Consider the following 4,798-nt stretch of genomic DNA (forward strand, 5'->3'; position numbering starts at 1 on the left):
CGTGTTCGCTTATTGACATTTAGCCCTTTGTGGAACCCCCTTTTTTAACCCTCTTTTTTGGGGGGGTTTGTTTTAAACTTTCTTTTTTAAGGGATTTCTTTTTTTGGGGGGGTTTTGATCCTTTTCTTTTTTCTGATTTTTTAACCCGCTTTTTAAGTTTTTATTTTTGGGGGATTTTGATGAAAAATCTTTTTTAGCGTTTTTGACGATTTGGTTAGTGGAAAACTTGATACTAATTTAAGCGATAGTTTTTAAAAAGCGCTTCTTTATATTAGGGGGATTAAGTTGGAGATTAAAAGGGGGAGAATGGTTTCAAATGCTTCCTATCTCTTTAAGAGAATAAAATAAAACTTTAAGAAAACGAAACTTTAATAAAATGATTTTTACAACAAAATGAGAGCTAAAACGATTATTTTTCACTCACAGAACTTTTATTTTTTTAATCTTTAAGTTTTTATTCTTTAAGTTTTTCACTGATTTTTCATCTGTTTTTTTAAGTTTTTTCACAAAACAAAGTTTTTGATTTTTCTAGCCTTTTTAATCTTGCTCTATCGCTTGCGCTATAATGAACTGATCTTATATTTTAAAGGAATAAAATATGCCAAATACCACCAACAAAGATTACACAAAATACAGCCAAAAACAGCTTTTTAATTTTTTAAATTCTATCAAGGTTAAGCAAAAAAGAGCGTTAGAAAAATTGAAAGAAATTCAAACTCAAAAACAAAGGATTAAAAAAGCGCTCCAATTTAAAGCGCTAAACTTAACCGAAAATGGATACACCATAGAAGAAGAGCGAGAAATCTTAGCAAGGGCTAAAGACACCAAGAACCACTTTTGTTTTAAAAGCGTAGAGGATTTTAAAAAACATTGTGAAAACTTATAAATGAGATTTAAAAATGCTGATGATTGAAACCAGTAAAAAATTTGATAAGGATCTTAAAATTCTTGTTAAAAATGATTTAAAGCTTTTATATAAAGTGGTTGGAAATTTAGCCACAGAGCAACCCCTAGAACCCAAATACAAAGACCACCCACTCAAAGGCGCTTTATAAAAGATTTTAGGGAATGCCACCTAAAACCGGATTTATTGCTTGTCTATTTAAAAAACAAGAAAACACTCTAGTGCAAGTCTATAAAGCGATCAATAAACTTTCTCAAATTGAGTGGTTTAAAAAGTCTGTTAGGGATATTAGAGCGTTTAAGGTAGAGGACTTTAGCGATTTTACTGAGATTGTGAAATCCTAGCGTTTAGCCAAATTTTTAAAATTCTTGGCACTTATAGAGTGAAAAGCAACGCTTTTTTTAGTAAGACTAGGCAGTCACAGCGAGCTGTTTTAATCCACCCAAACCTCTTATAACGCTTAAACCAACCGCTCAAACCAACTACCCCCCTTTTAGGGATAAATTTAGGGTTGAAACACCGCTTACGCTTTTTTGCTTCACACACCCTCGTGTTTCCCGCTTTTCAAATACCCTCGTGTGCGCATTTCTTTACGCTTCAAAGCCCCTTCATAGCGGCGGATTTCAACCTCTGTTTTAGGCTCGTATTTAGGCATGGGGGTGGGTTTGCCATTTTCCACAGCCACCATGGTGAAATAACATGAATTCGTGTGCGTGATTTCACGAGTCTTAATGTCTTCGCTCAAAACCTTAATGCCCACTTCGCACGAGGTGTTGCCCACATAATTGATGCTGGCTAAAAAAGTGAGCAAATTCCCTACAGGAATGGGGTATTTAAAAGTAACCCCATCCACGCTTAAAGTGACCGTTCCTTTAGCGCAATAACGAGTCGAACACACATAAGCCACTTTATCCAACAAATTCAATAATTCCCCCCCATGCATGACGTTGTTGAAATTAGCGGTTGTAGGCACGACTAAATAGCTCATCAATAATTTAGTGCGATCCGCTGTGTCTATAGTGAAATCAAAATGATTGGAATGCGATGATTGTATTTGAGGCATTGCTTCTCCTTAATTAAAATTGGTGTTAAAAATGTTTTTTGTAAAAAACATTCCAAGAACTATATATTAGTAAAAATTAAGTAATATTAAGTGAATATTAGAGGCATTAGAAAAATAATAAGAGGGTTAGCGTTAAATAATGGGCGTTGAAGAGAAAGAAGGGAAAAAAGAGAAAAAAGAAAGCCAAAAGGTGGCGGTTATCACAGGGGCGAGTTCTGGGATTGGGTTAGAGTGCGCGTTAATGCTGTTAGATCAAGGGTATAAAGTCTATGCACTCTCTAGGCATGCGACTTTGTGCGTGGCGTTAAACCATGCGTTATGCGAGAGCATTGATATTGATGTGAGCGATTCTAACGCTTTAAAAGAAGTGTTTTCAAACATCAGCGCTAAAGAAGATCATTGCGATGTTTTGATCAATTCCGCCGGTTATGGGGTGTTTGGGAGCGTAGAAGACACGCCCATTGAAGAGGTTAAAAAACAATTTGGCGTGAATTTTTTCGCTCTTTGTGAAGTGGTGCAGTTTTGTTTGCCCTTATTAAAAAATAAGCCCTACTCTAAGATTTTCAATCTTTCTTCCATAGCGGGGCGTGTGAGCATGCTCTTTTTAGGCCATTACAGTGCGAGTAAGCATGCATTAGAAGCTTACAGCGATGCCTTGCGTTTAGAGCTTAAACCCTTTAACGTTCAAGTGTGTTTGATTGAGCCAGGCCCGGTGAAAAGCAATTGGGAAAAAACCGCTTTTGAAAACGATGAGCGGAAAGATAGCGTTTATGCTTTGGAAGTGAATGCGGCTAAAAGCTTTTATTCTGGCGTGTATCAAAACGCCTTAAACGCTAAAGAAGTGGCGCAAAAAATCGTTTTTCTTAGTATGAGTCAAAAAATCAAGGCCCGTTATTTGATCGGCTTAAAAACCCAATTGTTGTTGGCGTTGTATCAAATCCTCCCGAGTAGTTGGTATGATTCTTTGTTTAGATTAGTTGTTCTTAAAAGGAAGCGTGATGCTTAAAACCTATCATATTGCCTTAGCTTGTGTGATTTTAGCGGTGGTGGTGCTGTTGTTTGGAGGGGAGTCCTTGAGTTTGGAAGAATGGCAAGAAGTGTGCCTGAATGTGAAAAACCACTTTTTGCACAATGAAGAACTGAGCTCTTTAAGTGTTATTATTTTAGAAATACGATTACCACGAGTGATTTTAGCGCTCTTAGTGGGGGCGAGTTTGTCCGGGAGTGGGGTGGTGATGCAAACGATTTTTAGAAACCCCTTAGTCGATCCCTTTTTACTAGGGATTTCTAGCGGAGCGATGCTAGGCGTGGCGATGGCGATAGCGGTAGTGGAGTCTAATATTGCGATTTTAGCGTTCTTTGGGGCGATTTTAGCCAGCCTTGCTGTCTTAGCGATGAATAGGGTTTTAGGCAATTCCGTCCTTTCGTTGGTGCTTTCAGGGGTGGTGTTGAGCGCGTTTTTAAGCGCCTTAGCCGGGGCGATAAAATTCTTTGTGATCCCCCAAAAAGCGCAAGCGATTGTCGTGTGGCTTTTAGGGAGCTTGTCTTTAAGCAGTTATAAGGATTGCTTGATCGCTTTCATAGGGCTGTCTTTAGGCTTTATCCCTCTCTTTTTGTTAAGGTGGCGCATCAATTTATTGAGCTTGAGCGATGCGCAAAGTTTGAGTTTGGGCATTAACCCGGTGCTGTTGCGATCGCTTTGTTTGGTGTGCGTGAGCGTTGCGAGTGCTTTAGCGGTGAGCGTGTCCGGCACGATCGGCTGGATTGGGTTAGTCATTCCGCATGTGGCGAGGTTGTTTTTTGGGGCGAATTTACAAAAATTGCTTTTAAGCTCTTTATTAATGGGGGCGTTTTTCTTGCTTTTAGCGGATGTGGTGGCTAAAACCATTACCCCCTATGATTTACCGGTAGGCATTGCGACAAGCGTTTTAGGAGCGCCTTTCTTCTTGTGGCTTTTATTCAGGACTAGGGGGGTGTGATGGTCTTAGAAGTTAAAAACCTGTCCTTTAAATATTCTCAAAAACTCATTTTAGATAAATTGAGTTTTAGCGTGCCAAAAAACAGCATTACAAGCATTTTAGCGCCTAATGGCTCCGGTAAAACCACGCTTTTAAAATGCCTTTTAGGGCTTTTGAAGCCTTTAGAAGAAACCGAAATTAAAGCGTGTAACAAAGATATTTTACCCTTAAAGCCTTATGAAAAAGCCAAACTAATCGCTTATATCCCCCAAGTGGAATATTATGCGTTCAATTTCAGCGTGTTGGATTTTGTCTTAATGGGGAAAGCGACGCATTTGAATTTGTTCGCTATGCCTAAAGCCAAGCACATTAAAGAAGCGACTAGCGTTTTAGAGCGCTTGGATTTAGAGTCTTTAAAAGATCAAGGCATTAATGATTTGTCCGGCGGTCAGAGGCAAATGGTGCTTTTAGCCAGAAGTTTGTTGCAAAGAACGCCCTTATTGTTACTAGATGAGCCTACGAGTGCTTTAGATTTAAAAAACCAAGCCCTTTTTTTTGATGCGATTAAAGATGAGATGAAAAAGCGAGAATTGAGCGTTTTAGTCAATATCCATGATCCCAATTTGGTTGCCAGACACTCCACGCATGTGGTCATGCTCAAAGATAAAAAACTTTTTTTGCAAGCTTCCACGCCAATCGCTATGACTTCACACAATTTAAGCGTGCTCTATGACACGCCCCTAGAAGCGATCTGGCATGATGATAAGCTTGTGGTGTATGCGTTGTAGGGGTTGAAAATAGGGGATTTTTGAGTTATAATGTTTCGTTTATTTTTATTTTCAAGGAGTTTATGTGAAAATTAGCGCATCTGTT

5 protein-coding genes and 2 pseudogenes are annotated in these 4,798 nt (G+C 38.7%); 6 read left to right on the top strand and 1 reads right to left on the bottom strand.

The annotated features are described in order from the left end of the window. Positions 1–598 precede the first annotated feature (598 nt). The 3 genes and pseudogenes from EWZ81_RS06910 to vapD all read left to right on the top strand — a co-directional run. Positions 599–886, top strand: a complete 288-nt coding sequence (locus EWZ81_RS06910) for a type II toxin-antitoxin system antitoxin (protein WP_165549282.1) — start codon at positions 599–601, stop codon at positions 884–886. Between the two features lie 13 nt (positions 887–899). Next, positions 900–1,126: pseudogene (locus tag EWZ81_RS08525) on the top strand (type II toxin-antitoxin system RelE/ParE family toxin). Beyond that, positions 1,111–1,248 (top strand): annotated as a pseudogene (gene vapD / locus EWZ81_RS08750) (endoribonuclease VapD); the annotation flags it as partial. The pseudogenes EWZ81_RS08525 and vapD, both read left to right, overlap by 16 nt. A 194-nt stretch (positions 1,249–1,442) precedes the next feature. Here the strand turns inward: vapD and EWZ81_RS06920 are convergent. Then, positions 1,443–1,967: an acyl-CoA thioesterase gene (locus tag EWZ81_RS06920; RefSeq protein WP_001135603.1), complete on the bottom strand. Its 525-nt coding sequence runs from the start codon at positions 1,965–1,967 to the stop codon at positions 1,443–1,445. Between the two features lie 139 nt (positions 1,968–2,106). Here EWZ81_RS06920 and EWZ81_RS06925 point away from each other — a divergent pair, with 139 nt between their 5' ends. Genes EWZ81_RS06925 through EWZ81_RS06935 form a run of 3 tightly spaced genes read left to right on the top strand, consistent with a single transcriptional unit; the run spans position 2,107 to position 4,713 of the window. After that, entirely contained in the window at positions 2,107–2,973 is an 867-nt protein-coding gene (locus tag EWZ81_RS06925) for an SDR family oxidoreductase (protein WP_165549471.1), read from the top strand. After that, complete coding sequence (locus EWZ81_RS06930) at positions 2,966–3,946, top strand: FecCD family ABC transporter permease (protein WP_000921461.1); 981 nt, start codon at positions 2,966–2,968, stop codon at positions 3,944–3,946. The genes EWZ81_RS06925 and EWZ81_RS06930 overlap by 8 nt, the downstream gene beginning before the upstream one ends. After that, on the top strand, positions 3,946–4,713 hold the full coding sequence (locus tag EWZ81_RS06935) for an ABC transporter ATP-binding protein (RefSeq protein WP_000242354.1): 768 nt from the start codon (positions 3,946–3,948) through the stop codon (positions 4,711–4,713). The genes EWZ81_RS06930 and EWZ81_RS06935 overlap by 1 nt, the downstream gene beginning before the upstream one ends. Positions 4,714–4,798 lie beyond the last annotated feature (85 nt).

The organism is Helicobacter pylori, assembly GCF_011140715.1.
Classification (GTDB): domain Bacteria; phylum Campylobacterota; class Campylobacteria; order Campylobacterales; family Helicobacteraceae; genus Helicobacter; species Helicobacter pylori_DA.